The following is a 24799-nucleotide window of genomic DNA, read 5'->3' as shown; positions in this document are numbered from 1 at the left end:
TAAAGCCCCCACAGTGCCGATGCGAACGGGGTTCTTGAACCTAATGGTCCAAGAGTGAAACCGCATGAGGCCGGCAAACTTCCCGTCAGAGCGGGCTTGTTTTTCAACCTCGAAATTTTGGTTTCGGTAAGCAATTGCTTATCGGCTCAAGACAACACATGTCGCTGTCGAACACCGCAGGGTAGAAGATATGATACGCGGTTAAACCGATTTTGTGGTGAGGATTTTTAAAGTTCTAGCTGACGATCTTCGCTAATAAACGCTGCGACGCGCTCTGTCAGCTGATGAATTTTTTCGTTTACTTTGGTGACATCTTGCGACTCATCCTGTTGTAACACTAATAATTCATGCGCAATATTCAAAGCTGCCATCACGGCAATTCGGTCTAAGCCAACAACTTTGCCGCTACCACGGATTTTTTCCATGTTGTTGTGAACCATGCGTGCTGATGCCAGCAGCGCATCTTTCTCTTCTTCAGGGCAGGCAACCTGATATTCCTTTCCGAGAATAGATACATGCACAGGTGTGCTCATAATTCTTCATCCAGTTGTTTCAGGCGGGTCACCATTTTTTCGATTCGGCTACGAGCAACATCAGTTTTTTCAATCAATTGCGCCCGCTCACTTAGCCATGCAGCCTGTTGAGAACGTAGTAATAGATTCTCCTCACGTAACCGTCTACCGGCTCGTAGCAGCTCATCTACTTGCTGCTCTAATTGTTGAATCGGGGTTTTATCCATTAATATGCGTCTTGGCTGTGCGAGAATAATGCCTAACTATAGACGTGCGCCGTTGACCCGGTCAATAAGTGCATAAGAACATTTTTAAATTCAGGCCGTATCTTTATGTCTCAATTATATTTTCCATCGCTGTCCCCCGAAAACATGACCAGCGAAGGCCCCACCACCACTGCCGAACTGCAAGGCAGTCTTTGTGGACTCCTCTGTCTCAATAGCCAAGCCAACCGAAACACTTGGTATACCGCTCTTTTTGAGGATTACAAGCCAGGCCCCGAAGAACAACAAAGTCTGATCGCGTTATTTGATGAAACTTTTCAAGCCTTAAATAGCCTTGATTTTGAATTACAGTTGGAATTACCAGACGACGATGCGCCGCTCGGTTCGCGTGTGGCTGCAATGGCTGATTGGTGCCAAGGACTTTTATACGGTCTTGGCGCTTCTGGTCTAAAAGATGAAGGTAAATTGTCTAAAGACTGTCAGGAATACATTACTGACGTTATTCAAATCAGCCAGATTGACGATATTGATTTAGTAGAAGCGGAACAAGACGAAAATAATTTTGCCGAATTGGTAGAGTACCTCCGTATGGGATTGTTTTTGCTGTACGGTGAATTACAACCTATCGAAAATAACGACAACTCAACTGAACACTAAATGACCAAACAAGAATTTGCCCGCCGCCGTCGCAATTTGATGGATCTGATGGGGGGAGACAGTATTGCTGTTTTGCCCAATGCATTAGAGTTAATCCGCAATCGCGATGTGCACTATCCTTTCCGCAGTGATAGTCACTTTCAATATCTGACTGGTTTTGAGGAACCAGAGTCAGTCATGGTATTGATACCCGGCCGCGAACATGGTGAGTTCTTATTGTTTTGTCGCGAGCGTAATCTCGAAAAAGAAATTTGGGATGGCTACCGCCAGGGTCTGGAAGGCGCAGTCGCTAATTTTGCTGCTGATGATGCCTATCCCATCACCGATCTGGATGAAATTCTGCCCGGTCTCATGGAAGGTAAAGAAAAGGTTTACTACACCATGGGCAACCAACCAGCATTTGATCAACGTATGGTCAGTTGGCTAAACCATTTACGCCAAGCATCACGTAGTGGCAAACATTCACCAACGGAAATTATTGAGCTGGAACACAGCCTCAGTGAACTACGTTTATTCAAAAGCAGCCAAGAAATTAAAGCGATGCGTCACGCTGCAAACGCCTCAGTCGCAGCCCATATTCGCGCCATGGAGTTCACCGCTCCGGGCAAATGGGAATATGAAGTCGAAGCGGAGTTACTGCATGAGTTTATGCGCCACGGCTGTCGTAGCCCTGCTTACCCATCCATTGTCGGTGGTGGTGAAAACGGCTGCATTTTGCATTACATCGAAAATAACCAGAAGCTAAAAAATAATGACTTACTGCTGATTGATGCTGGCGCGGAATATGATTGCTACGCCGCCGATATCACACGCACCTTTCCAGTTAATGGCAAGTTCACGCCAGCACAAAAAGCGTTGTACCAAATAGTCTTGGATGCACAATATGCAGCCATTGATGCTGTGCGTCCCGGTAATCATTGGAATCAACCGCACGAAGCCGCAGTTCGCGTCTTAACAGAAGGTTTGTTATCGCTTGGCATTCTAAAAGGTGATCTGGAAACGCTTATCGAAGAAGCCGCCTATCGTGAGTTTTACATGCACCGCACCGGACACTGGTTAGGCATGGATGTTCACGATGTCGGTGACTATAAAGTCGGCGGTGCTTGGCGATTATTAGAACCCGGGATGGTATTGACCATTGAGCCAGGGTTATACATTCGTGATCCAGAGCATGTCGATAGCCAATATCACTTTATTGGTATTCGCATTGAAGATGATGTTTTGGTGACCAAAGATGGTCATGACGTGTTAACTGACGCCGCACCAAAAGAAATTGCTGATATAGAAGCACTGATGGCGAACGCATAAAACCGACATGAGTAGTGTTGAAGCTGAATTTGATGTCGTAATTGTCGGTGCCGGAATGGTAGGTACCAGCTTGGCATTGGCGTTAAAAAACACCTCACTCAAAGTCGGCATTATTGAAACCCATAGCATTGCCGAGACCTCGCAGCCAAGCTATGACGACCGGGGTATCGCGCTCTCATATGGCTCCCAACAAATATTTCAGTCACTTGGCCTTTGGGCAGATCTGAAATCCCACGCCACACCAATTTTGGATATTCATATTTCTGACCGAGGCCATTTTGGTGTGACACGTTTGTCAGCACAAACCTCAAAAGTACCGGCATTAGGGCAAGTGCTTACCGCCAAACAACTTGGTCAACAATTAAATGTCGCTTTGCAGCAAAACGACAAAATCACCTTAATGTCGCCTGTCTCGGTAACCCAAGTCGAGACCGAAACAGATTATGTGACGGTAACACTGTCGAACCAACAAAAACTTCGTAGTCGTTTGCTAGTAGCGGCGGATGGCCAACACTCCACTATTCGAAATCTACTTAGCTTGGGCACTTGGCAACGTGATTATCAGCAAACCGCAATAACAGCAAATGTCAGCACCGAGCGGCCTCATCAAAATCGCGCTTTTGAGCGGTTTACTGATACCGGTCCGCTAGCGTTATTGCCGATGTCAGACAATCGCTGCAGTTTAGTGTGGACGGTGACACGTGGCCAGGAAGAAGAGCTTCTTAATCTCACTGAAAAAAACTTCATGCAAGCACTGCAACAGCGCTTTGGCTTTCGTTTAGGCCATTTCACTAAAGTAGGTAAACGCAGCAGTTATCCATTAGGTTTGATGCAAACTGACAATACTATTCAACCGAGAGTATTGCTGATAGGTAACGCCGCGCATAGTTTGCACCCGATTGCAGGCCAAGGTTTTAACCTCGGTCTCAGAGATGCCGCAGTGTTAGCAGAAGCTATTAAAAATCATGCTCATGACTGTGGTCATCCCAAATGCCTATTGGATTACCAACAATGGCAATTACCGACACAAGACAAAGTCGTCAAAGCCACAGATAGACTGGTCAAGCTCTTTAGTAATGCCAATCCCCTACTCGGCCATGGTCGCTCTGCTGCCTTAGCATTATTAGATATTTTGCCGCCCATCAAACAAACGTTAAGCCACAGCAGTATGGGGCTTAGTGAAAAACAAAGTCGTTTATCGAGAGGGTTATCGTTATGAAAACCCAATCCGATATCGTCATTGTTGGTGGTGGTATGGTGGGTGGTTCGCTCGCTTTAGCACTGGCCCAACAAACCGATTTCCACATTAGCTTGTTAGAAAGCAGACCTCCTGCATTGTTACAAGCTAACGATCCATGGCAGCTACGTGTCAGCGCAATCAATGCTGCAAGTCAGGCATTTTTGACTGAAATCGGTGTTTGGGAGCAGCTCATACCTGAGCGTTTAGGCCCTTTTGAAACCATGCAGGTATGGGAAAAAACGAGCAAATTAGATTTTTCTGCAGCGGAAATAGGTGAGCCTTGGCTTGGTCATATCATTGAAAATGGTCATCTCGAACAAGCCATTTACCGTCAATTACAAGCTGAAAAATCGATAACATTAATTGCACCGGTTAGCGCAGTAGGCTTCTCGGAGCAAACTGTTACATTGGAAAATGGTGATTCCGTCACTGCGCCATTAGTCATTGCGGCAGATGGCAGCCAATCACAAATCCGCAGCTGGGCAGGCATCAATACCCGAGGCTGGAAATATCACCAACAAGGCTTGGTTGCCGTTGTTGAAACGGAATATCCACACCAACAATGTGCCCGACAACGCTTTTTATCTGGTGGACCACTCGCTTTTCTTCCGCTATCCCAAGCTCATCAATCATCGATTGTCTGGAGTCTGCCTGATCAAGAAGCTGACGCGATGCTTGAGCTTGATGAAGCAGCGTTTTGTAAGCAATTAGCAGAAGCTTTTGACTTCAAACTAGGTGCAGTAAAACTGATATCTAAACGTACTGCTTTTCCATTAATACTGCAACATGCTGAGACTTACGTGCAGCAAGGTCTCGCACTCGTTGGGGATGCGGCGCATAGTGTCCATCCACTCGCCGGTCAAGGGGTGAATTTAGGCTTTCAAGATGCGGTAAAACTAGCCGAAGTCATTTCTGAGGCCAGAAAACATCATCGCGCTATTGATAGCTTGCATACCTTAAAAAAATACCAACGGGCGAGATTGGCGGAAAACACGCTGATGCAATTAGGCTTAGATGGTTTTAATCGTCTTTTTACCAGTCAGTTGCCAGGCATTGCTTCGCTTCGACAATTTGGTCTCAACCAAGTAAATCAGTTTGATTTCTTGAAAAACCGGCTGGCCAAGCACGCGACGGGCAACTAAATCGGCAAAAACGCCATTGAGGCTGCCTGCACCACAATACTTTTCACCACGCGGCCTTCTTTCTTGGCAATGATTTCAGCGAGATTTTCTTGCGTGGCAATCATTCCGCCAATTAAACGCTGAAAGCTAAGGTTCCGCTCAAGGCTTTGTACACTGTCACTCAGTAATACTCTATCGCCATTTTCTTTGCGTTTCGTTGCTAACAACCATGCCGCAATTTCAATATTACGGGCACTGTTGTACAGCTTTTGAGCATCGATCTCAGTGAGGTAATAAAACTCAGTTTGATTGTTATATGAGGCCATTAACATTCGACGCATCCCTACGGTAAATGCCAGCACCCTATCACCTTGGTAATCAGGGCTTAATGCATCTCGCAAAATATCTGTCGGTTTGGTGTCTTTCCATTTAGCAAAACCGACATCGGCTGGGTAGTTAAACAATCTCGCCACACTATCTTCGAGAGTACGTTTACCACGATCATGACGTTCACTTGGGTTACGACGATACAGTTTTAGAGTTAACGTTTTCAAATCCTGCATAACCCGCTGCTGATGTTGCTCAATAATTTCATCAACCGTGCTTTTACCAAATTGTTTTACCGGGTTAACGGGGACCTGTGTACAAGCCATTAATGACAAACTAACCAGCAGCAAGCTAAACCATTTCATCGATCAATCCACTGTATGAATCACGGTCAGGCAAATTGGCAATTTGTAGATAACTTAATACCGGCGCAGGTAAAGCTCGGGGTGTTGACGTCGGTAAAAACTCAGCATTATCTAACTGAGCTAAAGTGCGGATGAACCGTGCTTGTTGACTATCCTGTGTCGTGTTAACAGGTATCACCTGTTGACGAGGGTTTGGCGCTTCATTAGCCGTCGTTGGCGTAAAGCGATTTTCTGGGGTTACAACAACGGGTAGACGGTTGTTGTTATCAACCGGTTTGGGGCTAAAAATCCCTAACGGCTGATTACTGATTTGCATCCGAATTTACTGTCTTTTTAGGCCGACGACGTGGACGTTTTTTGCCATCGCCTGATTGATTTTTACCAGCATGGTGATGTCTTGATGGATTTCGCTCAGGTTTAATCGCAGGTTGCGGTGTTGTTAGCGTTTCATCCGCTGTCGAGGCGACAGGAAGCTTGTGTTTAATGTATTCCTCGATATCAGGTAAGGAAAACACATACTCCTCACAAGCAAAGCTTATCGCCGTACCACTCGCGCCTGCTCGGGCAGTTCGGCCTATACGATGGACATAGTCTTCACTATCTTGAGGCAAATCGAAGTTAAAAACATGACTCACTTCTGGAATATGTAAGCCACGTGCCGCTACATCAGTTGCCACCAAAAATGGAAACTCGCCATCTTGGAAATGGGTTAACAGCCGCTCACGTTTTTTCTGCGGTACATCCCCTGACAATAACGCTGCTTTATAGCCATTTCCCTCAAGGTATCCCCAAACGGAATCTGCAGTATGTTTGGTATTCACAAACACGATGGCGCGGGCTGGCTCAATGCGTTTAATTAATGCCAACAACAACGGAATTTTTTCATCATTCGCGGGATAGAAAACCGATTCTTCAATTCGGTCACCCATCACTTTTTCAGGGGCAACCTGCACCTTTTCTGGGTTATTCATATGCTCGTAAGCAAGCTCAAGTACTTTGTAGCTGAGTGTTGCCGAGAACAACATACCGAGTCGTTGCCCTGGTGCGGGAATGCGTCTTAAGAAATAACGCACATCTTTAATAAAGCCCAGATCAAACATACGATCCGCTTCATCCAATACCATGGCACGGATTTGCTTCAAACCAAATACACGTTGTTTATGATAATCCAACAACCGGCCCGGCGTGCCGATCAACACATCACAACCATCACTAATAGCGTCACGTTGCTTTTGATAATCCTTACCACCATGAGCCAGTGCGATCCGCAAACCTGCATATTTGCTCAGTAAAGTCGCATCTTTGGCAATTTGAATCGCTAATTCGCGTGTTGGTGCCAAAATTAATGCACGGGGTTGTTTTTGATTTTCGTTATCCCCATCTTCTAAAAGCCGCTGTAAAGTGGCCAATAAAAAAGCAATGGTTTTACCGGTACCGGTCTGGGCCTGACCCGCGACATCTTTACCTGCCAGTAATAAAGGTAGGGATTGGGCTTGAATAGGTGTGCAAAATTCAAAGCCGGCGTCACTCAGTCCCTGTTGCAGATGCGTGTGCAATGGCAGTGATGAAAATCGTGTGTCGCTGAGATGAGCGGTCATATAAATACTTGCAATACCTGTACTGATAAGAAAAAATGTTGCTTACTGTTGGTCTGCGAGTATAGCGGTCCGATACTTTAGTTACCACTGGAGATAAAACATGAGCAAAAACGTCACGAATGTGACCGATAGCGATTTTGACAGCCAAGTGTTGCAGTCAGATTTACCGGTACTTGTTGATTACTGGGCTGAATGGTGTGGTCCATGCAAAATGATTGCACCTGTACTGGAAGAAATCAGCGACGAATACGCTGGCAAACTCCGTGTCTGCAAACTGAATATCGATGAAAATCCAGATACCCCACCTCGTTACGGTATCCGTGGTATCCCAACTTTGATGTTGTTCAAAGATGGTGAAGTCGAAGCCACTAAAGTCGGCGCACTGACAAAGTCGCAGCTGGCTGCTTTCCTCGACAGCAACATTTAATTCTTTACGCACTTATCCCCGCTCACCGCGGGGATAAATGTGTCTATCACATCTAAAGCTGGCGTCCTCACGTTAGCGTTATACGTATTCTGATGGATGTATCCGAACTCTTAAACGATCTGAATAAGCCACAGCGTGAAGCTGTCGCCGCGCCCTTAAGTCACGCCAGAATTCTTGCTGGTGCTGGTAGTGGCAAAACCCGCGTCCTGGTTCACCGAATTGCTTGGTTGATTCAGGCTGAGGGTTTGTCGCCAGCCAATATCTTAGCCGTTACTTTTACTAATAAAGCTGCTGCCGAAATGCGTGGCCGAATTGAAGAAATGTTGGGCTATCCAACTGGTGGCATGTGGGTTGGTACCTTTCATGGCCTCGCCCACCGTTTACTCAGATCACATTGGCAAGACGCCAATTTACCGCAAGGTTTCCAAATTCTAGACAGCGATGATCAGTTGCGAATGCTGAAGCGAATCGTCCGCACATTAGAACTTGATGAAGCCCAGTGGCCGCCTAAACAAGCGCAATGGTTCATCAATGCGCAAAAAGATGAAGGCCTAAGAGCCGCCAATATTCATGTTGGTGACGATCCTTATAGCAAAACCATGCACAGCATCTATCAAGCCTATGAACAAGCTTGTGAACGAGCCGGTGTTGTTGATTTTGGTGAATTGCTACTGCGATGTCATGAACTTTGGCTTAAACGACCAGATATTCTGAGTCATTACCAGCAGCGCTTTTCGCAGATTCTGGTGGATGAGTTTCAAGACACCAACACCATTCAATATGCTTGGTTAAGATTATTAGCTGGTGAGCGTGGTCATCTATTTATCGTCGGTGATGATGATCAGTCTATCTATGGCTGGCGTGGTGCCAAAATCGAAAATATCCAGAAATTTCACCAAGATTATCCTGATGCTAATACCGTTCGTTTAGAACAAAATTATCGATCGACAGGCAATATTCTGGCGGCTGCCAATGCGGTCATTGCCAATAATAGCGAACGCCTAGGAAAACAACTTTGGACAGAGGACAGTGACGGTGAGCCGGTACAGCTGTTTCAAGCCTATAACGAACGTGATGAAGCGCAATATCTCGTTCAGGAAGTCAGAAACTGGGGGGCACAGGGTGGTCAGCGTCAAGATTGTGCGGTGCTATATCGTTCCAATGCCCAGTCACGGGTAATTGAAGAAGCCTTGATGCAATCTGCTGTCCCCTATCGCGTATATGGTGGTCTGCGCTTCTTCGAGCGTGCTGAAATTAAAGATGTACTGTCGTATTTACGACTGGTTGCTAATCGTCGTGATGATGCCGCTTTTGAACGCGTTGTAAATACGCCAACTCGCGGCATCGGTGCTGCCACCTTAACGCAATTAAGACAAATTGCCCGAGAAACTGATCAACCACTTTGGCATACCGCGATCTCCGTGCTCGAACAAAAATTACTGCCGGCACGAGCAGCGAATGCGCTGGGCGGTTTCCTGACATTAATTGACTCATTAACACCTATTGATAGTGACATGCCGTTGCATGAACTTACGCAACTGGTGATTGATGAAAGTGGATTACGGGCATTTTTTGGTAAAGATAAAACCGAAAAAGGCCAAGGTCGCATTGAAAACATGGACGAGCTGATAAACGCTACCCGTGAGTTTATGCGCGCCGATGCTGAAGAAGAGATGCCTTTGCTGGATGCTTTTTTAGCGCACGCTGCATTAGAAGCGGGTGACAATCAAGCTGACCAATGGCAAGACTGCGTGCAGTTAATGACATTACACTCAGCCAAAGGTCTGGAGTTTCCACTGGTCTTTATGGTCGGTATGGAAGAAGGTTTATTCCCCGGCCAAAAATCGGCAGAAGATCCACTTCGCCTCGCTGAAGAACGTCGTCTTTGTTATGTCGGCATGACTCGTGCCCGTAAAACGCTGTATTTACTGCACACCGAGTCGCGTTATTTATATGGTCAGGAAATGCATCCTCGTCCATCACGTTTCTTAGCAGAAATACCAGCTGATCGCGTTCATGAGGTTCGAAAACGTCAACAAGTCGGTGCATTATCAGGTGGTAGACTTGCCAGCCACACTAAATCAGCTGATGATAGCGGCTTTCATCCTGGACAACAGGTACACCACCAGAAGTTTGGTCCCGGTGTCATTGTCGATACCGAAGGCTCGGGCAGCCATGCCAGAGTCCAAGTAAACTTCAAGCAGGCCGGCAGTAAGTGGCTTGTTCTGGCTTATGCCAAACTGGAAACGCTCTAAACTCGGGGAAATCAGTATGCTCAGCAAACGTCTGAAACTGTTTTGTCTTTTCATCGCAGGACTCAGTATTACAGCTTGTAGTCCACCTGATGCCACCAACGAAGATGGCACCATAGATACCAGCAAAGTTTATCGCTGGAAAATGGTCACGACTTGGCCGCCGGGCTTTCCTGTGCTTCAGGAAGGTGCTGAGCGTTTTGCCGAGAAATTGGAAGAAATGTCCAATGGCCGTTTACAAATCAATGTTTACGCCGGTGGTGAACTTATCCCAGCGCTGCAAACGTTTGATGCAGTATCTCAAGGCACCGTCGAAATGGGCCATGGCAGCGCTTATTATTGGGCAGGCAAAGTCCCTGAAGCGCAATTCTTTTCAACAGTACCTTTTGGTATGAACCCTCGCGGCATGAACGCTTGGATTTATTTTGGTGGCGGTCAGGCGTTATGGGACAAAGTCTATGCGCCATACAATGTTAAGGCATTTCCACTCGGAAATACTGGCATCCAAATGGGGGGTTGGTTTAACAAGGAAATTAACTCTGTTGCCGATCTCGATGGTTTGAAAATGCGTATCCCAGGTCTTGGCAGTAAAGTTTTTGCCAAAGCCGGTGGTAACCCTGTGCTACTTGCCGGGAGCGAGGTGTATACGGCACTTGAACGCAAAACCATTGATGCGACCGAATGGATAAGCCCCTATCATGATCAGCGTTTAGGTTTATATCGTGCCGCCGATCACTACTACTACCCTGGTTGGCATGAACCTGGAGCCGTTCTTGAGTTAAGTATTAATAGTCGCGCTTGGGCATTGTTGCCACCTGACTTACAAGCCATGATTGAAAATGCTGCTATGGCTGAAAACCTACGAATGGCCTCTGAGATGGAATATCTCAATGCGGTCGCATTAGGTGAATTACGTGACCGCGGTGTTGATATTCGTCCATTTCCAGATGATGTGATGCAGCGCTTAAAGTCTTTGACCGAAGAAACCTTGGTCGAAGAAGCGGCAAATAATCCCAAGTTTAAAGAAGTGTATGACGCCTATCAGGCATTTCGTGAACAGGATGCAACCTGGACCGAAATTTCTGAAGAAGCCTATCTCGACGTAAAATAAATGGTCGTTATTATTCTTACAGCCCAAGGGTTAACCGAGATGTTAGATAACATTGAGCCGGGTGCTCAAGTCTGGCTTAATCCATCACTTACAGCTCAAGCTGAACAGCCAAACTGGCAGGCAAAATCACTGCATGTAAATGTGTTGCCACAAGAGTTCGATGCCAATAAGGAAAGAGCTGTGGTTGCCGCACTCGACTTTGTGGAAAAACAAAGTAAAGACCCCGACATTTTCATTGAGTATCCATAATATGTTTGCACGGTTAATTTTATCCGCATTACTGCTACTGCCATTAACCGCGTTCAGTAGTGAGTGGGATGAAGCACGTTTATCACTTTCTGCCGCTAAAGAAATCACGGTTTATCGTGATGCCAACTGTCAGTGCTGTCATAAGTGGATAGAACATCTTCAAGCACACAACTTTGCCGTTGACGATCAAATTCGTAGTGATATGACGACCGTTAAACAACAACTTGGTCTGCCTGTTCGTATGGCCTCTTGTCATACCGCAGTCATTGATGGTTATGTTATCGAAGGCCATGTCCCAGCTGATGACATCAAACAATTACTGATTGATAAACCAACAGATATTGCTGGCTTATCGGTACCACAGATGCCTGTTGGTACGCCTGGTATGGAAATGGGTGCTCGTAAAGACCGCTTTGCGGTTTTTGCTTTTGATAAAGCCGACAATTTTTCAATCTATCAGCGCTATCAAACTGACGCTAACAACCAATATCAAGTCGTTGTAGACCAAGCCGAGTAATGGAGTTTTTCTGGCTTATTGGCCGGATGCTTGCGTCCGTTACGGGAAATATTTTTCAAAAGAAAATGAGCCATCGTGGCTTATCGCCACTCTACATCACGCTTGGTGGTTACTTGATTTTGGCTGCGATCAGCCTGCCTCTGATAAGCCTCATTACTTTTGCCGAAATCCAGCCTGACTTTTGGCTCAATATTACCTTAGCCGCATTACTGGATATGGCCGGCACATTGTTATTGGTGATGTCATTATCGAAAACAGATTTGTCTGTTTTTGGTCCACTCAACGCGTATAAGGTCGTCTTCTCAGCCCTATTAGCATTGTTATTTTTAGGCGAAGTGCCAAGCGTTATAGGCTTTACCGGTATCACCATTATCGTCGCAGGCAGTGTGCTGCTATTCCCTCCGAAATCAGCGGGCAATAACCGTTTGTTAAGTTTGCTCAGTCAACGCGGTGTGCAACTACGATTTTTGTCTATCTTGTTATTTTCCGTGGGTACACTACCACTCAAAAATGCAGTCATGACCAGCGGCCCTCTAGCCACAACGGTATTTTGGTGTTTGATTGGCCTGCCTTTAGCTGCTTTGATTTACAGTGTTTTTAGTCAACAATCTCTCAAAGCCGATTGGCAGCAAAGTCAAAAAAACTTAAAAGACTTTATCCTGCTCGGCGTGCTGATATTCGCTATGCAATATTGCACGATGATGCTTTTTGAAGGATTACTCATCGCATATGCCCTCGCCCTTTTTCAGTTGAGCATGGTGCTACAGGTATTTTTGGGTTATCGCATTTTTCATGAAGGACACTTGTGGCGCAGACTTGCAGCCTGTGCTGTCATGATTGTGGGTTGCCTGTTGGTGTTGAACGCCTGAGATTTTTCCAAGCGGGGCTGATAATATGCAAGCCTTAAACCGTAGACCGGTTATTTCTGATTAAGATATTCCCATGCAATTTGAAGATTTATTTTTAGATGATGCCCTTTTAGCTAGCGCTGCACGCGTCGGTTTTACCAAAGCGACCGAGGTGCAACAATTAGCTATACCAGCCCTGTTGTCTGGGCAAGATGTCCTTGCCTGTGCCGCAACCGGTACGGGTAAAACAGCCTCATTTGTCCTACCGATTTTGCAAAAATTGATGGATGAACCTAACCGCTCAGGCAAAGCGCAATTTCTTGTTTTGGCACCAACGCGTGAACTCGCCTTTCAAATTCAGCATGTTTTTCATCAATTGGGGCAATCATTCAAGCCAACTATTGCGATGTTGACTGGTGGTGCATCACCTTGGGCGCAGGTGCAACACGCACAAGATAAAGATTGCGACATTATTATCGCCACCCCTGGCCGACTGTTGGGTTTAACCACGGATGATTCTGTTGATTTAACTGGTATCGAGCTTGTCATCATTGATGAAGCAGACCGTATGCTCGATATGGGGCAAGGCCCTGATGTATTGAATATTTTGGCCCAGATTGGTCAACGTTTTCAGGCTGGCCTGTTTTCAGCGACATTAGCGGGTAGTGGCGTCAGAGTTTTTGCGGAAGAACTGCTGAAAGATCCACAAGAAATCCTGCTACAAGCGGCCAATCAGCAAGCACAAAACATCACTCAAGAAGTTTACCTGTGTGACAACCTTGAACATAAACAAGCGCTTTTGATGTCATTTATTGAGTCCGAAGACTGCACCCGTGCACTGATTTTCTGCAACAAAAAAGAACGTGCTGAGCGTGTGAACGATTGGCTGCAATCTCGCAATGTGTCTTCACAATTGCTACATGGTGATTTTGACCAGTCAGTGCGTCGTGAACGCATTCGCAAATTCCGTAGCGGCCAAATTAAAGTGACGGTGGCAACTGATGTTGCTGCCCGTGGTTTAGACGTTGCCGATATCAGTCACGTCATTAACTTTGATGTGCCATTTCGTGGTGATTTATATATTCACCGTATCGGTCGTACTGGCCGTGCTGAAAAAACGGGTTATGCCGTTAACTTGGTTGAACCTAACGACCAGAAAAACTTGCAGCGTATTGAACATCACATTGGTAAAAAGCTCAAAGTCTGTAAACGTAAAGGCTTAGCACCCAAATCTAAAAGCAACAAGGCATTGTCTAAACCGAAAGACAAAGCCCGTTACGTTTCTAAGACGGACCGTTAACCCGTATTTCGCATTCCTTGTGAAATCGCACTGATTGTTCTCAGCAGTGGATCACGCCACTGCTGGGTATCTTCACCATCTGCTTCAGCCTGTCGATAACGACGTAGTAGCATGATTTGAATATGATTCAGCGGGTCAAGATACGGATTTCGGCGACGCAGTGATAAAGCCAATGCCGGGTTTTCTGATAATAATTTTTCGGCATCAACCACCATCAACACTTCATCGGTCGTTTGTTGATGTTCCTCACGAATAATCGATAAAACACCCAGCGACTTTTCGGTATCACCACAAAGCGTTGCATATTGCTTGGCAATATCCATATCTGCTTTAGCGACTGACATTTGCGTATTACTTAATAAAGCTCTGAAAAATGGCCAATCCTGAACCATTTGTTTTAGTAAGGGCAGTCCTTCTGGGTTTTGTGCCAGCCAAGTATTGAGCGCGTAACCAATGCCATACCAACCAGGCAAAGTATGTCGAGATTGCGCCCAAGCAAATACCCAGCCTATCGCCCTAACAGAAGATTTAGAACGATCACCGGCTTTACGATGTGACGGTCTTGAACCAATGTTCATCAAACCAATTTCGGTAATTGGGCAAGCTTCGTAAAAATAATCCAAGAAGTAAGGCGTTTGCTCTGTCAGACGTCGGTAATGCTGTTCACCGTAGGCCGCCAACTGCGACATGATCTGGTGATATTCAGCAGGTTCTCGACGCGCATCAGTGACGAGACTGCGGCTCGCTTTAATTAACGCTGATACCCCCATACCAAGCTCATAAGCTGCGGTTTCAGTATTACCGTATTTAAACGACAACACTTCGCCCTGCTCCGTGAACTTGATTTGACCCTGCACCGTACCTGGCGGTTGGGCCAAAATCGCATCATGGGTAGGACCGCCGCCACGGCCAACAGTACCACCTCGACCATGAAACATCCGACAAGCAATACCAAATCTTTCTGATAACTCACTGACTTTTTGCTGCGCTTGGTACAAATGCCAAGCCGAGGCCAAAATACCGCCATCTTTACAAGAATCGGAGTAGCCGAGCATAACCTCCTGTCGATTACCCGATGCTTTGAGCAAACTCCGATAAGCGGGGTTATCAAATAGCGCAGACATGACCGGTTCAATGTGCGCCAAATCTTCAATGGTTTCAAATAAAGGAGCGATATGAATATGGCAGAACCAGCCTTCTTCATCCTGCCCTACTAGCCCCGCAAATCGTGCCAACAACATGACTTCAAGAATATGACTGGCTTCATGTGTCATTGAAATCACATAGTGGCCAAATGCCTGCTCACTAACTTCTGTTCTAAGGCGCGCCATTAAACGCATCAAGTCTAAGACTTCTTCGGTTTGTGGCTGCAAATCACCATAGATATCTGGTAAATGTGGGCGACGCAGTAATTCACTAATGATTTGCTGACGCTCTGTTTCGGTCTTATCTGCATAATCACGGTTTAAACCGGTTTGCGCTAACACTTCAGCGACCGCATCAGTATGACGTGAAGATTCCTGACGGACATCCAGATGCAATAAGTAAAAACCAAAGGTTTCTACCAATCGAATCAAATCACTAACTTGTGCATTGGCAACGGCTTTATCACCGTTATCAATAAGTGATTTTTGAATGCAGTATAAATCTGCCAGCAGTTCACGCTCATCGGCATACGCTGCGCCTAAGGCATCAACTCGTTGCTCAGGATGAAAATACTGTTGAAGCAGGCGTAAATTGTCTTCGAGGCGATAGCGCATCATGTACAACTTACGACGATATGGCTCGTTGATAAAACGACTTGGATTGGTTGCAAACGCTTTACTAAAACGCGCTTCCGTCTCGGCCAAATCCTCGGCTAGTGCAGTATTAACCTGACATAACGGCTGCGACTGCGTCAGCGTAAACATCAAATCGGTGACGTCTTGATGATAACGACGAATCACCACACGCTTTTGCAGCATGACGGCCATTTCGGTGGTTTGTGCAGTGACATAAGGATTGCCATCACGATCACCACCAATCCATGAACCGAATTGTAAATAATGTGGAATTCGCACCGGCTCCGAATCAGTTAACTCATCGGCATAAACTCGGCGGATGGCATTTTCAAGATTTCGATAGCTGCGTGGCACCGCATTAAACAAACTGACATTGAAGTAATAAAGGCCATTTTTGACTTCATCACGAACTGTTGGCTTCACTGCACGGACTTCGTCTGTCGCCCACAACAGTTGGATTTGTTGTTTTAACTCACGGCGGATTCGCTGTTCATCAAATCCTGTCAGTGGCTTGTGATTGAGCTGCTCATCAAACAAGAACACCCGTCGTAAAACTTCCATGACGGTACGACGTTTAGACTCGGTGGGATGCGCTGTGAAAACGGGCATATAGACCAGTTTTCCCAATAAACCCTTAAGCTGCGCCAAGGTCACACCTTCTTGTTTCAGCTGCGTTAGCGTATCGAGGTAAGAACCGTGCCAGAGATTGCCACCATTACGCAGTTGTAACTGTCGATTATGATAGTGGTATGCCTCTTCAGCGGTATTCACCAAGCTAAAGTAGAGATTAAAAGCGCGAACCACTTCACCTAGTGTGTGTGCATCTAAATCACCGATTTGCGCCATCAGCTGATTACGCAACAGCGGATCATCATTTTTACGTAGTCGGATAAAACCTTTACGTAGTTGTTCTACCGCCTGATAAACCGTGTCGCCTGAACGTTCGGCAATCACCTCGCCGAGTAAGTCCACCAAAAAGCGGACATGCCGGCGCAGGTCTTTGTCATCTAAAAGGGGTAACGCTTCCAATTGAGAAAATTGCGTTTCCATACTGATAACCTTTTATGCTGTAAGTTGTTTATATAAATCCAGATAACGGCTGGCACTCTTTGCCCAGCTAACATCCTGCAGCATTGCAGTGAGTATCATTCGACGCCAAAGGCGTGGATGTTCGTAAAGCGCGATAACGTCATATAACTTTTCGACCAAAGCGTCGCTGGTCGCTGTTGAAAATATAAAGCCTGTCGCAGTATTGTTTTTACGATTGTCTTCGGTCGCATCAATGACTGTATCAGCTAAACCACCTGTATTGCGAACCACCGGTAACGTGCCATATCGCAAACTGTATAACTGGTTTAAACCGCAGGGTTCAAATCGTGAGGGCATCAAAAAGACATCAACACCCGCCTCGATTTGATGTGCCAAGTTTTCATCATAACCAAACTGTAAACCGACACGGTCAGGATAACGCGCACGCAACACCCGAAGTTCTTGCTCTAATCCTGCTTCACCGCTTCCTAAACAGACCAATTGAATATCAGCATTTTCCGACATCAAACGGTCGATAGCTTGAATCGATAAGTCCACACCTTTTTGGGCAACCAAACGACTGACCAAGCCCATCATCAATGTTTTTGGGCTATCCGGTAAACCGAAATATTGTTGCAGCGCTTGTTTATTGGCAGCTTTAAAACGAATGGTCGCTGCGCTGTAATTTTTTTCGATAGCAGGATCAGTGGCTGGATCCCAAACCTTGGTATCAATGCCATTGACGATTCCCGTCAGTTTGCCTTCGTCAGCTAACCACTGAAGTAAGCCTTCAAGCCCGTAACCAAACTCATACTCACAGATTTCTTCTGCATAAGTCGGGCTGACAGTCGTGACATGGTCGGCATAAGCCAGACCACCTTTCATAAACGACATCAGACCATAAAACTCGATACCTTCCATACGCCACAAGGCATCTGGCAAATCCAAAATATCAAACACGTCACGACTAAATAAGCCTTGGTAAGCCAAATTATGGATAGTAAATATCGTCGCTGGCCGTTGCTGCTGGAAACTTAACAGTGCTGGCACTAAGCCGGTTTGCCAATCATTACAATGCACAAGATCAGGTTGCCAATCCAAACCAGCCTGATCCTGCGCAATCGCCACTACCGCGCGGCAGAATAAAGCAAAACGCGCCGCATTATCTGCCCAGTCATGACCATTTTCATCACCATAAGGCCCTGCGTCGCGATCAAAATGATCTGGAGAATCAATCAACCAGCAAATAACATCACTATCAGGCAAAACGGTTTCAAGAATATGAACTGGCGCATAGTGCGCATTCACTTTAATCGTGGCGACTTTTTTATAATCACCAACGCGTTGAAGGGTTTTGCGGTATGCGGGCATGACAACTCGCACATCTTGTGCCTGTTCATGCAGTGCTATTGGTAAACTCGCGGAGACGTCTGCCAGTCCGCCGGTTTTCATTAACGGGGTAACTTCACTACTGGCAAACAGAATTTTTCGCACGAGTAACTCCAAAATTGTACAATTGGAGAATTATATACGCTCACGGCGACAGTCACAGCCTGCAACGGGAGAAAACATGCAACCTTGTACCATCATTATTTTTGGCGCCACTGGCGACCTATCACAGAAGAAACTGCTACCAGCGTTGTACCATCTGGAAGCTGAAAATCGCCTTACCCCAGAAACAAAAATCATTTGTATGGGCCGTAAGGAAAGCACACAACAGGATTGGCATGCGCTGGTAACAGAATATGTTTCAGTTAAAGCCCGTGGCGGTGTTGACCAAAACATTTTGGATACATTCTTAAGCCGCGTTAGTTACTTCCAAAACGATATTAACGATACAGCTAGCTACCAAGTGTTAGCGGATCAACTAAATGATCCACAAAACGGCTTCTCGAAAAATATCGTTTTCTACTTATCAATCAGCCCGTCTTTGTTCGGCGTAGTTGGCGATCAACTGTCAACCGTTGGCTTAAACAAAGAAGACGAAGGCTGGCGCCACTTAGTTGTTGAAAAACCATTCGGCTACGACGAGAAAAGCGCTAACGAATTAGAGCAAACGTTACGTCGTAACTTCACCGAGCAACAAACTTACCGGATTGACCACTATCTGGGTAAAGGTACCGTACAAAACATCTTTGTATTCCGTTTTGCCAACCTATTGTTGGAACCACTTTGGAACCGTAACTACATTGATCATGTTCAAATCACCCATGCAGAACAGCAAGGTGTCGGTGGTCGTGCCGGTTATTACGATACCTCTGGTGCATTACGCGACATGATCCAAAGTCACTTGTTACAAGTTATGGCTTTAGTTGCCATGGAGCCACCAGCAGATTTAGGTGACGAATCACTGCGTGACGAAAAAGTAAAAGTACTCAAAGCCATTCGCCCAATCACTACTGATGCTGTTGACCAACACGCATTTCGTGGTCAGTACGCAGCCGGTGAAGTAAACGGTAAATCAGTACCTGGTTATCTAGATGACGAAGAAGTACCTAATGACAGCGTCACCGAAACCTATGCTGCGATGAAGATCTACATTGATAACTGGCGTTGGAGAGGTGTTCCTTTCTACCTTCGTACTGGTAAATGTATGCCTGAATCGAAAGCAATGATTGCGATTCGCTTCAAAAAACCACCTCAAGAATTGTTCAAAGACACTGACATTGGCGATAGCCACGCAAACTGGATTGTGATGGGCTTACAGCCTGACAATACTTTACGTATCGAGCTGCAATCTAAGCAGCCTGGTCTGGAGTTAACCTCGCACACTGTCGGCCTGGAGACTGTTGAACACGAAGACAACAAACATAAACTTGATGCTTATGAAGCGTTGATTCTTGATGCCATTCAAGGCGATCGTTCACTGTTCCTGCGTTCAGATGAAGTTAACCTCGCTTGGAAAGTGGTTGATCCTGTCTTAGAAAAATGGGCACAAGATAAATCACACGTTGCCACCTACCCAGCGGGTACTTGGGGCCCAGAAGAAGTCTCTAAATTACAAGACAACCCATGCCATGCATGGCGTAATAACGTCTAAGTATTAAAGTAAGACTAATAAAAAAGCCGGCGAAAGCCGGCTTTTTTGTTTTTGGCTAAAGCAAGTTTGCTTAACTTAATGCTTCGCCCATCACCATCGCTTTATCAGCCACTAGTGTTGATAACCAAGCTGGCGCCCCTTCAGGTAATAACAACACGACCGTTGAGCCCATGTTGAAACGGGCCATTTCTTCACCTTTGTCCAAAGTGACATCATCAGGCTGATATTGCCAGTTTTGAATTTGCTTACCATATGGCGGCGTAATTTCACCTTCATGCCAAACAGTTTGCATACTGCCGACAAAAATAGCGCCCACTAAGATGACGGCAACAGGACCAAATGCGGTATCAAAAACTGTCACTAAACGCTCATTACGAGCAAATACTCTGGGTACCGTTCGAACGGTTCTTGGGTTAACCGAAAATAATTTCCCGGGGATATAACGCATGTGTGTCAGCTTACCGGCACAAGGCATATGAATACGATGATAGTCACGTGGCGATAAATAAATCGTTGCAAACTGGCCACCATTAAACTGCGCCGCCATCGCATTATCATTACCTAATAACTCTAATACGCTGTAGTCCTGCCCTTTTGCCTGCACAATCCGACCATCAACAATATCACCCAACTGGCTAATACGGCCATCGACAGGGGAAACCAATTCTGATGCTGCAATAGGTCTTGCATCTGGCAATAATGAACGCGTAAAGAACGCATTAAAATGCTCAAATGCCGTAATATCTTGCTGCTGCGAAATAGACATATCTACTTGATATTGTTTGATAATTGAACGAATCATCATATTTTTTAGCCACGTCCATCGGCAACGACATAAACGATGCATTAATGTTGATAAAACATGCTGTGGTATCAAGTACTGTGGCAATGTCAGCCATTTATCTTTGACTGTGGCGTCGGCTGTCGATGCAGCCTTATCAGGTGCGTGTTGCAAGGTAACCCCTTTCGTGTGCAATCCAAGCTTGTCATAATCGGGCTTAGTTGAAGATAGCCCGGCCAGACAAGGAGTATAGCAAGCCATGAAGCACCCACTGATAGTGTTACTGATGTTTTGCCTGTTTAGTTTGTCGATACAGGCAGCCGAAGGTGATGCAACCAGCCAGTATTACCGTATTCAAGAGCCCTTCAATATTAATTTTCTACGGCAAAGTGAACAGAAAGCCCGCTTTCTGCAAATCAAAGTCGCTTTGAAATCTAGCGACCCACAAATCATCCAAAACGCCGAAACAAATTTACCGATGATTCAAGATAGCCTGCGGATTTTATTCGCTGATCAAAGCATGGAAACCATTAGCAGCCTTGAGGGAAGAAACGCACTTCAACTCGAAGCCTATAGTGTTATTAATGAGATTTTTGTACGAGAAATTAATAACAGTAATTTGGAAGCAGTCTATTTCACTGGTTTCATTTGGCAATAATCAGGCACGCTAATTGCTTTAACTAATGTAGTTGAAAGGACAAGTCACATGGCAGAAGAACAAAAAGACGACATCGAAATCAAACCAGCAAAAAGCAAAAAGAAGCTGGTGCTGATTATTGCAGTCATCGTGCTGGTACTGGTTGGCGCTGGTGCTGCATTCTTTTTAATGGGTGATGACACGGCTAACGATGATGCAACAACTGAAAGCGCTGAAGCACCAAAGGCTGCACCTATCTATTACGAAGTCAGTGACCCACTTATTATTAATTTTGCTCAGCAAAGCAATAATGCGGTTCGTTACCTACAAGTCAAAATGAAAGTAATGGCGCGAGAGCAACAAGTCATCGATGCTTTTGCTTTACATGAGCCAGCCATTATTCATGAGTTGCTATTGTTGTTTTACAGTCAAAATTATGACGAATTGAGTACAACTGAGGGTACACGTGCATTACAAGATGCAACGTTAACGACCATCAACCAACAACTTACAACCCTAACCGGCAATGTCACACAATTAGAAGCCGTCTATTTCACTAGTCTGGTAATGCAATAACTATGGCCGTTCACGATATTCTCTCTCAAGACGAAGTCGATGCTCTGTTAAACGGGCTTGGCGACGGTGATCTTGAAACCGAAAAAGTCGAACTCGACGAGCATGGTAAGCCGCGCCGTTATGACTTTGGTAATGAAGAGCGAATCATTCGTGGACGGATGCCAACGCTTGAAATGATTAATGAGCGTTTTGGCCGTTATCTACGTATCAGCCTCTTCAATATGTTGCGTCGCTCTGCCGAAATTTCGGTAAGTGGCGTACAAGTGATGAAGTTTTCTGAGTACGTGCATACTTTGTTCGTACCCACCAGTTTGAACCTCATTCAATTCCACCCATTACGTGGTACTGGCCTTGTCGTGTTTGAGCCCAAGCTGGTATTTACCCTACTAGATAACTATTTTGGTGGTGAGGGTCGCTTCCCAGCTCGTATCGAGGGTCGAGAATTTACCGCAACCGAATTGCGCGTTATTCGCATGGTCTTAAATCTGTGTTTTGAAGACCTAACAGAAGCTTGGTCGCCGGTCATGCCGGTAAAATTCGACTTTGTAAATCACGAGGTTAATCCTCAGTTCGCCAATATTGTTAGCCCAAGTGAAGTAGTGGTTATTTCAACCTTTCACATTGAGTTAGATGGTGGTGGCGGTGATTTACACATCACGCTTCCCTACTCCATGTTAGAGCCAATTCGTGAACTACTCGATACCGGTTTACAAAGTGATCGCAGTGCTGACGATGGTCGTTGGGGACGCTCTATGCGTGAAGAATTAATGATTGCTGAGGTACAACTTTCAGCAACGTTAGCACAGGCTAAACTCACCTTAGAACAGCTCAGAAACCTCAAGGCTGGCGACATCATTCCTATTGAAATGGCTGATGAATTTGTTGCCATGGTTGAAGATGTGCCGATGTTTCGTGCTAATTACGGTGAACACAACGATAAAGCTGCATTAAAAATCACCAAAATCATTGAACACCCTAAAGATCCGACACCTAATTACCAGATGAAAAAGGTAACTCAAAAATGAGTGAAGATACTAAACAACCCGACCAAGATCTGGCCGACGAATGGGCTGCCGCATTAGAAGAACAAGTCACTGATAGCAGTGCAGAGGATGACTGGGCTGCAGCACTTGAAGAGCAAGCTGACAGCGAAGCACAAAATGCAGCGCCTAAAGTCGATGCTAAAGCTGCCCCAATGACCAAACTAGATGACAGTGGTAAACCACGCAGTGACGTCAATTTAGATATGGTGATGGATATTCCGGTCACGATTTCAATGGAAATCGGTCGTACTCGAATTCCAATCCGCAACTTACTGCAACTGAGCCAAGGTTCTGTCGTTGAGTTAGACAGACTGGCGGGTGAGCCAATGGATGTCTTGGTTAATGACACGCTGATTGCTCACGGTGAAGTGGTTGTCGTTAATGACAAGTTCGGTATTCGTCTGACCGATGTCATCAGCCCTGCTGAACGTATTAAAAAGCTACGATGAAAAAACTGTTTGCTCTCCTGTTAAGTTTGCCCGTTCTCGCAGTTGCTGAGACGGCTGCGGCACCGACACCCGGTGTTGATGCTGGTAACTTATTGCAAACATTATTAGGCCTCATCCTTGTCTTACTATTAATTGCCGGTATGGCGTGGCTGATGAAACGCAGTCAACAATGGCATGGTTTGGGTCAAAGACAGTTTAAGGTGATTGCCGCCCTGCCCCTTGGCCCAAGAGAAAAAGCAGTATTGGTACAAGTTGGTGATCAACAAATATTATTGGGCGTCACTCCACAAAACGTTAACTTGCTGCAAACGCTCGATACCCCTTTAGATATGAACGCAAATAACCAAACACCTGTATTTGCCGACAAACTCAAACACTTTTTACAACAGCAGCGAGAAAAGTAATGCGTTTTATTTTGGCTTTATTGTTGTTTAGCCCGCTGCTTGCCATGGCTGATCCGGGCATTCCGGCATTAACCCTAACCACCAATGAAGATGGCGGCCAAAGTTATTCACTGACGCTACAAATTCTCGCTTTAATGACCGTGCTGACCTTGTTGCCAGCTGCGTTATTGATGATGACCTCTTTCACTCGCATTATCATCGTACTGGCTATTCTGCGTCAGGCGATGGGCGTGCAATCCACACCATCTAACCAAATTCTGATTGGCCTAGCGTTATTTTTGACGATTTTTATCATGCACCCGGTGTTTGGCAGTGCTTATGAAAATGGTGTTCGACCTTATCTTGATGGTGATATGGAAGCAACTGAGGCAATTCAAGCCGTCAGTGGCCCTTTTCATGATTTTATGATCGCCCAGACACGAGAAAGTGATATTGAGTTATTTGCTGAAATTGGTGGCTATGAGGCACTAGAGTCTGCGGAAGATGTGCCTTTTAGTTTGCTGTTACCAGCCTTTGTCACCAGTGAATTAAAAACCGCTTTCCAAATCGGCTTTTTGATTTTTGTGCCCTTTCTCATCATCGACTTGGTGGTTGCCAGTGTCTTAATGGCAATGGGTATGATGATGTTGTCACCGATGATTATTTCGTTACCTTTCAAACTTATGCTGTTTGTATTAATCGACGGCTGGGCTTTATTGATGGGTACCTTAGCGTCAAGTTTCTATATCTGATATGACTCCTGAAACCGTCATCACCGTTATGCATCAAACCTTGGAAGTGATCATTTTGTTGATCTTGGTCACTTTGATGCCAGCGCTCATCGCCGGTTTGATAGTCAGTATGTTTCAGGCAGCAACGTCTATTAACGAACAGACGCTGAGCTTTATTCCAAAATTGTTGGTAACCATTCTCGTACTGATGTTTGCCGGACCATGGATGCTGAATATGGTCGTCAATTATGCGCTGCGTATCTTCGAAAACATCCCCTACCTTATTGGTTAGG

Annotated in this window: 27 protein-coding genes and 1 other RNA gene; 19 read left to right on the top strand and 9 right to left on the bottom strand. The window is 45.6% G+C overall.

Going from position 1 to position 24799, the window contains the following annotated elements; translation table 11 throughout:
- Position 1 precedes the first annotated feature (1 nt).
- From ssrS to OMP94_RS00300, 3 genes are all read right to left on the bottom strand, one after another.
- Positions 2–186, bottom strand: a non-coding RNA gene (gene ssrS / locus OMP94_RS00310) — 6S RNA.
- Positions 187–227: 41 nt separating this feature from the next.
- Positions 228–533: a cell division protein ZapA gene (locus tag OMP94_RS00305; RefSeq protein WP_266274770.1), complete on the bottom strand. Its 306-nt coding sequence runs from the start codon at positions 531–533 to the stop codon at positions 228–230.
- Positions 530–739 carry a TIGR02449 family protein gene (locus tag OMP94_RS00300; RefSeq protein ID WP_266274769.1) on the bottom strand — a complete coding sequence of 70 codons (210 nt, stop codon included), beginning with the start codon at positions 737–739 and terminating at the stop codon, positions 530–532. Before OMP94_RS00300 ends, OMP94_RS00305 begins: the two co-directional genes overlap by 4 nt.
- A 105-nt stretch (positions 740–844) precedes the next feature.
- Here OMP94_RS00300 and OMP94_RS00295 point away from each other — a divergent pair, with 105 nt between their 5' ends.
- The 4 genes from OMP94_RS00295 to OMP94_RS00280 are packed head-to-tail and all read left to right on the top strand — an operon-like array spanning position 845 to position 5083.
- Positions 845–1393, top strand: coding sequence for a UPF0149 family protein (locus tag OMP94_RS00295; protein ID WP_266274768.1), 549 nt, complete (start codon positions 845–847; stop codon positions 1391–1393).
- Positions 1394–2701 carry a Xaa-Pro aminopeptidase gene (gene pepP, locus OMP94_RS00290; protein WP_266274767.1) on the top strand — a complete coding sequence of 436 codons (1308 nt, stop codon included), beginning with the start codon at positions 1394–1396 and terminating at the stop codon, positions 2699–2701. It abuts the gene before it with no gap.
- A 7-nt stretch (positions 2702–2708) separates the two neighbouring features.
- Positions 2709–3920, top strand: coding sequence for a 2-octaprenyl-6-methoxyphenyl hydroxylase (gene ubiH / locus OMP94_RS00285; protein ID WP_266274765.1), 1212 nt, complete (start codon positions 2709–2711; stop codon positions 3918–3920).
- Positions 3917–5083, top strand: a complete 1167-nt coding sequence (locus tag OMP94_RS00280; protein ID WP_266274763.1) for a UbiH/UbiF/VisC/COQ6 family ubiquinone biosynthesis hydroxylase — start codon at positions 3917–3919, stop codon at positions 5081–5083. Before ubiH ends, OMP94_RS00280 begins: the two co-directional genes overlap by 4 nt.
- On the opposite strand, the gene OMP94_RS00275 is transcribed toward OMP94_RS00280, so the two are convergent.
- The 3 genes from OMP94_RS00275 to rhlB are packed head-to-tail and all read right to left on the bottom strand — an operon-like array spanning position 5080 to position 7352.
- The gene (locus tag OMP94_RS00275) at positions 5080–5754 is read right to left on the bottom strand and encodes a hypothetical protein (RefSeq protein WP_266274761.1); all 675 of its coding nucleotides are present in this window, start codon (positions 5752–5754) and stop codon (positions 5080–5082) included. The genes OMP94_RS00280 and OMP94_RS00275 overlap by 4 nt on opposite strands.
- A complete protein-coding gene (locus OMP94_RS00270; protein WP_266274759.1) occupies positions 5741–6070 on the bottom strand; it encodes a hypothetical protein in 330 nt (109 codons plus the stop codon). Before OMP94_RS00270 ends, OMP94_RS00275 begins: the two co-directional genes overlap by 14 nt.
- The gene (gene rhlB, locus OMP94_RS00265; protein WP_266274757.1) at positions 6057–7352 is read right to left on the bottom strand and encodes an ATP-dependent RNA helicase RhlB; all 1296 of its coding nucleotides are present in this window, start codon (positions 7350–7352) and stop codon (positions 6057–6059) included. Before rhlB ends, OMP94_RS00270 begins: the two co-directional genes overlap by 14 nt.
- 100 nt (positions 7353–7452) lie before the next feature.
- On the opposite strand from rhlB, the gene trxA reads away from it, so the two are divergent.
- From trxA to OMP94_RS00230, 7 genes are all read left to right on the top strand, one after another.
- Positions 7453–7779: a thioredoxin TrxA gene (gene trxA, locus OMP94_RS00260; RefSeq protein WP_266274755.1), complete on the top strand. Its 327-nt coding sequence runs from the start codon at positions 7453–7455 to the stop codon at positions 7777–7779.
- 92 nt (positions 7780–7871) lie between these two features.
- Entirely contained in the window at positions 7872–10034 is a 2163-nt protein-coding gene (uvrD, locus tag OMP94_RS00255; RefSeq protein ID WP_266274753.1) for a DNA helicase II, read from the top strand.
- 16 nt (positions 10035–10050) lie between these two features.
- Positions 10051–11142 (top strand): TRAP transporter substrate-binding protein, encoded by a 1092-nt coding sequence (locus OMP94_RS00250; protein ID WP_266274751.1) that lies wholly within the window; start codon positions 10051–10053, stop codon positions 11140–11142.
- 39 nt (positions 11143–11181) lie between these two features.
- Positions 11182–11391, top strand: coding sequence for a hypothetical protein (locus OMP94_RS00245; protein WP_266274749.1), 210 nt, complete (start codon positions 11182–11184; stop codon positions 11389–11391).
- A gap of 1 nt (position 11392) precedes the next feature.
- Positions 11393–11908: a DUF411 domain-containing protein gene (locus OMP94_RS00240; RefSeq protein ID WP_266274747.1), complete on the top strand. Its 516-nt coding sequence runs from the start codon at positions 11393–11395 to the stop codon at positions 11906–11908.
- Entirely contained in the window at positions 11908–12777 is an 870-nt protein-coding gene (locus tag OMP94_RS00235) for an EamA family transporter (protein ID WP_266274745.1), read from the top strand. The genes OMP94_RS00240 and OMP94_RS00235 overlap by 1 nt, the downstream gene beginning before the upstream one ends.
- Before the next feature lie 73 nt (positions 12778–12850).
- Complete coding sequence (locus OMP94_RS00230; RefSeq protein WP_266274743.1) at positions 12851–14056, top strand: DEAD/DEAH box helicase; 1206 nt, start codon at positions 12851–12853, stop codon at positions 14054–14056.
- On the opposite strand, the gene ppc is transcribed toward OMP94_RS00230, so the two are convergent.
- Both ppc and glgA read right to left on the bottom strand, forming a co-directional pair.
- Entirely contained in the window at positions 14053–16887 is a 2835-nt protein-coding gene (ppc, locus tag OMP94_RS00225) for a phosphoenolpyruvate carboxylase (RefSeq protein ID WP_266274741.1), read from the bottom strand. The genes OMP94_RS00230 and ppc overlap by 4 nt on opposite strands.
- Before the next feature lie 12 nt (positions 16888–16899).
- Entirely contained in the window at positions 16900–18360 is a 1461-nt protein-coding gene (gene glgA / locus OMP94_RS00220; RefSeq protein WP_266274739.1) for a glycogen synthase GlgA, read from the bottom strand.
- Between the two features lie 76 nt (positions 18361–18436).
- Here glgA and zwf point away from each other — a divergent pair, with 76 nt between their 5' ends.
- Entirely contained in the window at positions 18437–19906 is a 1470-nt protein-coding gene (zwf, locus tag OMP94_RS00215; RefSeq protein ID WP_266274737.1) for a glucose-6-phosphate dehydrogenase, read from the top strand.
- Between the two features lie 70 nt (positions 19907–19976).
- Here zwf and asd read toward each other — a convergent pair whose 3' ends face one another.
- Positions 19977–20861 (bottom strand): archaetidylserine decarboxylase, encoded by an 885-nt coding sequence (gene asd / locus OMP94_RS00210; RefSeq protein ID WP_266274735.1) that lies wholly within the window; start codon positions 20859–20861, stop codon positions 19977–19979.
- An 85-nt stretch (positions 20862–20946) separates the two neighbouring features.
- Here asd and OMP94_RS00205 point away from each other — a divergent pair, with 85 nt between their 5' ends.
- The 7 genes from OMP94_RS00205 to fliQ are packed head-to-tail and all read left to right on the top strand — an operon-like array spanning position 20947 to position 24798.
- Positions 20947–21345, top strand: a complete 399-nt coding sequence (locus OMP94_RS00205) for a flagellar basal body-associated FliL family protein (RefSeq protein ID WP_266274733.1) — start codon at positions 20947–20949, stop codon at positions 21343–21345.
- Between the two features lie 48 nt (positions 21346–21393).
- Positions 21394–21900: a flagellar basal body-associated FliL family protein gene (locus tag OMP94_RS00200; RefSeq protein WP_266274731.1), complete on the top strand. Its 507-nt coding sequence runs from the start codon at positions 21394–21396 to the stop codon at positions 21898–21900.
- A 2-nt stretch (positions 21901–21902) separates the two neighbouring features.
- Complete coding sequence (gene fliM, locus OMP94_RS00195; protein ID WP_266274729.1) at positions 21903–22925, top strand: flagellar motor switch protein FliM; 1023 nt, start codon at positions 21903–21905, stop codon at positions 22923–22925.
- Positions 22922–23392, top strand: a complete 471-nt coding sequence (fliN, locus tag OMP94_RS00190) for a flagellar motor switch protein FliN (RefSeq protein WP_266274727.1) — start codon at positions 22922–22924, stop codon at positions 23390–23392. The genes fliM and fliN overlap by 4 nt, the downstream gene beginning before the upstream one ends.
- Positions 23389–23796: a flagellar biosynthetic protein FliO gene (fliO, locus tag OMP94_RS00185; RefSeq protein ID WP_266274725.1), complete on the top strand. Its 408-nt coding sequence runs from the start codon at positions 23389–23391 to the stop codon at positions 23794–23796. The genes fliN and fliO overlap by 4 nt, the downstream gene beginning before the upstream one ends.
- A complete protein-coding gene (fliP, locus tag OMP94_RS00180) occupies positions 23796–24527 on the top strand; it encodes a flagellar type III secretion system pore protein FliP (RefSeq protein WP_266274723.1) in 732 nt (243 codons plus the stop codon). Before fliO ends, fliP begins: the two co-directional genes overlap by 1 nt.
- Position 24528: 1 nt before the next feature.
- Entirely contained in the window at positions 24529–24798 is a 270-nt protein-coding gene (fliQ, locus tag OMP94_RS00175) for a flagellar biosynthesis protein FliQ (RefSeq protein WP_266274721.1), read from the top strand.
- The last annotated feature ends 1 nt before the right edge of the window (position 24799 follow it).

The organism is Methylophaga sp. OBS3 (assembly GCF_026319325.1).
GTDB lineage: Bacteria > Pseudomonadota > Gammaproteobacteria > Nitrosococcales > Methylophagaceae > Methylophaga.
This window is presented reverse-complemented; position numbering and strand designations above follow the sequence as displayed.